Here is a 5,574-nt window from a genome sequence, read left to right as displayed (position 1 = left end):
GGACCGGCAGGCCGGCGGCGGTGACGCGGTCGCCGACGAACGTGGTGGTGGGGGAGCTGGGGCGGCTGGAGCTGGTGGGGGGGGCCAGTGGGAATCCGGCGCCGGGGTATCAGTGGTATCGGGAGGGGGAGGCGGTGGTGGGGGCGACGGAGGCGGGGTGGGTGGTGGAGGAGGTGCCGTTGAGCTGGAATGGGTCGCGGGTGTGGTTTGTGGCGCAGAACGTGGTGAGCAACATGACGTATGCGGCGACGAGCGCGGTGGCGGTGGTGACGGTGCGGGCGGATACGAATGCGCCGACGGTGGTGGATGCTTTTGCCGTGGGGGACAATCGGGTGCAGGTGGTGTTTTCGGAGAAGGTGACGGCCGCGACGGCCACGAATGTGCTTAATTATGGTTTAACCAATGCCAACGGGTCGGTGGCGATTTCCAGTGCCGTGCTGGATGAATCTGGCGTGGCGGTAATATTGACCACGAGTAGTGCGTTGCTGGCCAATGCGACGCATACCTTGGGGGTGCGGGGCGTGACGGATCGTTCTGCGGCGGCGAATGTGGTGCCGTTGGGGACGGTGCGGACGTTTGTGGCGTATTCCTATGCGCCAATTAACATTGGGAATCCGGCCTTTACGGGGCGGGTGGAGCAGGTGTCGGGGGGGGTGAACTTGATTGGCGGCGGGACGAACACCGGCGGGACGGTGGATCAGTTCATGTATTATTACCAGCAACGCAGCGGGGATTTTGATGTGCAGGTGCGGGTGGCCAGTGTGAGTTTGTCCGATTCGTGGGCGAAGGCGGGGATCATGGCGCGGGAGGCGGTGGGCAACAACACGCGTTATGCGGCGGTGTGGGCGACGCCCAACATCACCGGGGTGTTTGGGGAGTACCGCATTACGGCCGGGACGGCAGCGACGATGACCGCTTCACTGCCGCCCAATTATCCGCACACCTGGCTGAGGCTGCGGCGGACGGGGAATACGTTTTTGATGTATGTGGGTTATGACGGGAGCACGTGGTATCCCTTGGGGTCAGCGATCATCAGCCTGCCCACCACCATTTTGGTGGGGTATGCGGCGTGTGCCAGCGCGTCGAATGATGTGACGGTGGCGGAGCTGCGCAATCTGGGGGAGGTGGTGGGAGGCACCATCACTCAGGAGACGCCCCCGATGGAGCCGCCCGGGCCGTCGAGCCGCCGGAGCGGGCTGGTGATTACGGAAATCATGTACAACCCGCGGGAGCTGGCGGGGCAGAGCAACAGCCTGGAGTTTGTGGAGATTTTTAATTCGAATCCGTTCTTTGAAGACATCAGCAATTTCCGGTTGAGCGGCGATATTGAATACCGGTTTCCGCCCAACACCATTTTGCCGGCGGGTGGGATTGTGGTGGTGGCCAAGTATCCGGAGGCCGTGCGGGCTTATTATGGGCTGACGAATGTTTATGGGCCCTTTACGGGCAGCCTGCCCAACAATGGGGGGCGGGTGCGTTTGCGGACCTCGGGGGGTGGGGTGGCGCAACAGGTGGACTATCGGCCGCGAGAGCCGTGGCCGCCGGCGGCGGATGGGACAGGGCATTCGCTGGTGTTGAGCCGTCCGTCCTATGGGGAGAATGATCCGCGGGCCTGGAGCGCCAGCGCGTACGTGGATGGCTCGCCGGGGCGGATTGATCCGGTGGTGGTGGAGCCGGTCAGTTCGGTGGTGATCAATGAATTTTTGGCCAATACCGCGGGCGAGGATTATGTGGAGCTGTACAACTACAGCAACCAGGAGGTGGATGTTTCCGGGATGTGGCTGACGGACAAGCGGGGCATCATGTATGACCCGGCCATTACCAACAAATACCGCATACCGGATGGCACGCGTTTGCCGCCGCGGGGTTTTATAGTTTTCACGCAAAGCCAGTTGCGTTTTGGGCTGGAGGCCAGCGGGGAGTCATTGCTGCTGGTGAATTCGAATTTGACGCGGGTGGTGGATTTTGTGCGCTTTGAGGGGCAGCCTGCCGAGATTCCTTCGGGGCGGTACCCGGATGGGAATCCCACCTTCCATCTGCTGTCGGCCAAGACGCCCGGGACCAATAATGCGCCGCTGTTCATCCATGACATCGTGATCAATGAGATCATGTACAACCCGATTTCCGGGGATGCCAATGATGAATACCTGGAATTGTACAATAAAGGCAGCCAGCCGGTGGATTTGAGCCGGTGGCGGTTTGTGGAGGGGATTGATTATCGTTTTCCGGTGGGGGTGACGCTGGGGCCGGGCCAGTATTTGGTGGTGGCAAAAAACGCCACCAACTTGATCGCGAAGTATCCGCAACTTAACACCGGCAACACGTATGGCAATTATGATGGGTCGCTGGCGGATGGCGGGGAGCGGATAGCGCTGGCCATGCCGGAGTACCGGTACAGCACCAATCAGCAGGGGGTGGTGACCACGAATATCATGTATGCGACGGTGGAGGAGGTGACGTACCGTGATGGGGGCCGGTGGGGGCAATGGTCTGACGGGCGGGGCAGCAGTTTGGAGTTGATTGATCCGCGCAGTGACAATCGCCTGCCGTCCAACTGGGCGGACAGCGACGAAACGCAGAAGGCGCCGTGGACGAATTTTGTGGAGAGCATTTACGCGGATCATGTGTATCCGCGAGGATCGCCAGGCTCGGATTTGAATGAGATTCAGGTTATGATATTGGGCAAGGGCGAATGTTTGATGGACGATGTAGCCGTGCGGGCCAGCCCCACCGGCCCCAACACGGTGCTGAATCCGAATTTCAATTCACTGAGCAGTTGGGTGATCCAGGGTAATCATGTGGCGTCGCGTCTGGAGCCGCCCGGGCCGGGCAATCCGAGTCAGAGCCTGCGCATCGTGGCCAGTGCCGGGGGTGATAATGGGGCCAACCGGGTGGAGTGCGATTTGAACACGACGCTGACGGCCAACACTTACATTACGTTGGAGGCGAAGCTGCGGTGGCTGCGTGGGCATCGGGATGTGTTGTTGCGTTTGCACGGTGGCGGTGTGGAAACGGTGGTCACGCTGCCGGTGCCGCCCAATTTGGGCACGCCGGGCCTGCCCAACAGCCAGATGGCGGCGAATAATGGGCCGGCGATCATTGAGGTGAAGCACACGCCGGTGATGCCGGCGGCCAACGTGCCGGTCAAGGTGACGGCGCGGGTGCATGATCCGGATGGGATCAGCTCGGTGCAGTTGCGTTACCGGCTGGATCCCAACACGGTGTTGACGACGGCGCCGATGTATGATGACGGCACCAACGGCGATGCGATTCGCGGGGATGGCATCTACACGGCCATCTTGCCGGGGCAGGCGGCGGGCACGCTGGTGGCGTTTCATGTGGTGGCCACGGATGCACATCCCACGCCGGCCTCGCGGACCTTCCCGGACGCCGGCCCGGCGGTCAGTGAGTGCCTGGTGCGCTTTGGCGATTTGCAGGTGACGGGCAATCTGGGCGTTTATCGCATGTGGATGACGCAGGCGAAGTACAACACGTGGGTGAACCGGGAGCGGCTGAGCAATGAGCCGATGGAAGGGACGTTTGTTTATGGCAACTTCCGGGCCATTTACGGAGCCGGCGCGCGCTACCGCGGGAGTCCGTTTACGCGCAATTATGCCAACCCGCTGTCGGCCAATGCCAATTTTGTTTGGACGGTGCCGGAGGATGATGCCGTGCTGGGGAGCGATGAGATGAATCTGGACTCGCTGGAGCCGACGGCGCGGGATGCCACGTTGCTGCGGGAATTGACGTCGTACACGATGGTGGAGCAGTTGGGGTTGCCGTGGAGTTACCAGCGTTTCATCCATCCGGTCATCAACGGGACGCATTGCGCCAGCCCGGTTTACACGGACTCGCAACAGGTCAACCGGGACTACGTGCAGATGTGGTTTCCGGACGCTGACGAGGGTGAGATTTACAAGATTGATGACTGGTTTGAGTTTGATGACACGCCGGCGCGGCAGTTGAACAAGTCGGCCAGCCTGCAGGACTTCACCACGGTGGGCGGGGTGAAGAAGAAAGCGCGTTACCGGTGGTGCTGGGAGAAGAAATTCAACGGCACCTTAAACGATGATTACTCGTCGCTCTACATGGCGGTGGACGCCTTTAACGCGCCGGATAGCATGTATGTTAGCGCTGTGGAGCAGGCCATTGACATCGAGCAATGGCTGACGATGCTGGCCTTCCGGCATGTGGTGGGCGACTGGGATGGCTATGGCTACAACCGTGGCAAGAACCAGTTTGTGTATCTGCCGAATGGAGGCAAGTGGCAGATGCTCCTGTGGGATCTGGACTTTTCGCTGGGCTGCACGGGCGGCCATGGGCCGACGCAGGATTTGTTTACGCTGGCGCTGGGCGGCGACACAGGGGAGAACCACATGCCGGAAGTGTCGCGGCTATATTCGCATCCTTATTTCCGGCGGATTTACCTGCGGGCGTTGCAACGTTGCGCCGACACGGTGTTGCAGGACGCGGCCTACATGCCGAAATTGGATGCGCGTTATCAGGCCCTGTTGCGGAATGGCATTGCCGGGCTGACCTCACCCTATGTGGGGAGCGGGGCCCAGGGGATTTCCATTCCGGCGTGGATCCAGCAGCGGCGCGCCTACATTCTGCAGAACGTGCCGCAGGCGGTGTGGGCGATGCAGGTGCCCACGGTGCAGACGAGCGCGTTGAACGTGGTCAATCTGACGGGGCTGGCGCCGGTGACGGTGAAATCCCTTCGTGTGAACGGGCAGATTTACCCGGTCTCCTGGACCAACTACACGCGATGGGGGCTGACGCTGGTGGCCAAGGAATCGGAGAATGTTTTTGTGATTGAGGCGTGTGATCACAATGACCAGCCCATCGCCGGGATGAAGGCCACCAACGTGGTTTATTACACCGGCTCGACGCCGCCGGCGGAGGGCACGGTGATGTTTAGTGAGATCATGTATCAACCGACGGTGACGAACGCGGAGTATATTGAGATCTACAATGCATCGGCGGATTTTGCCTTTGATCTATCCGGCTGGCGGGTGAACGGGCTGGATTATGATTTTCCGCTGGGGAGCATCATTCGCCCGCAGCAGCGCATTGTTCTGGCCAAGGACCGCGCGGCCTTCACGGCGGCGTATGGTTCGACGGCGGCCGCGGCGATCACGGATGTCTATAATGGACGGTTGGATCCCGATGGCGAGACGCTGACTTTGTTGCGGCCGTTTGGCAACCAGATGGTGGTGGTGGATCGGGTGCGTTATGAGCCGGGGGCGCCGTGGTCGGCGTTGGCGGCGGGCGGGGGAGCCGCCTTGCAGTTGGTGGACGGGCGGCGGGATCACAGCCGGCCGCTGAACTGGGCGGATGGTTCGGGGTGGAAGTTCAAGGCGTTCTCAATGACGAACGTGAACACGTTGATTTTCACGAACCTGTATTGGCGGTTGAACGAAGCGGGGGTGGTGTATTTGGACGACATCCGGATTGAGGAGGGCTGGGTGGTAGGTGGGGGGACCAATTATGTGGTGAACGGGGGATTTGAGGCGCCGCTGGCGGGGACATGGAATTTGGGGACGGCGGTGCAGGGTTCGACGCGGGTGAGCG

General features: G+C 61.1%; 1 protein-coding gene. It reads left to right on the top strand.

The features are described from left to right. Positions 1-1,214: 1,214 nt before the first annotated feature. Positions 1,215-5,574: lamin tail domain-containing protein (locus N3J91_11590; GenBank protein ID MCX8157071.1), on the top strand; the 4,360-nt coding region annotated here is incomplete at its 3' end.

This window comes from Verrucomicrobiia bacterium (assembly GCA_026414565.1).
Classification (GTDB): Bacteria; Verrucomicrobiota; Verrucomicrobiia; order Limisphaerales; family Fontisphaeraceae; genus Fontisphaera.
This window is presented reverse-complemented; position numbering and strand designations above follow the sequence as displayed.